Origin of the sequence: Mycobacterium sp. PO1, from assembly GCF_017312405.1 — a bacterium.
Classification (GTDB): domain Bacteria; phylum Actinomycetota; class Actinomycetes; order Mycobacteriales; family Mycobacteriaceae; genus Mycobacterium.
Genome location: NZ_BLTG01000011.1, coordinates 1 through 212, shown reverse-complemented (window position 1 = coordinate 212; position 212 = coordinate 1). Strand labels below are relative to the sequence as shown.

Annotated in this window: 1 protein-coding gene; it reads left to right on the top strand. The window is 69.3% G+C overall.

Annotation, left to right across the window (positions count from 1 at the left end):
- Positions 1 to 212: BMC domain-containing protein (locus J3476_RS27815; protein ID WP_286182600.1), on the top strand; the 212-nt coding region annotated here is incomplete at both ends.

The following is a 212-nucleotide window of genomic DNA, read 5'->3' as shown; positions in this document are numbered from 1 at the left end:
AAGATCGGCTCGATGGTGCTCGCCGGCGAGACGCTCTACGTCCTCGAGGTCGCGCCGGCGTCGTATGCGATCCTGGCCACCAACGAGGCCGAGAAGGCCGCCGACGTCAAGGTCGTCGACTTCCGGATGATCGGCGCGACCGGTCGCGTGTACCTCTCAGGCACCGAAGCCGATGTGCGCCAAGCCGCCTCCGCCGCCGAGGACGCGCTGGC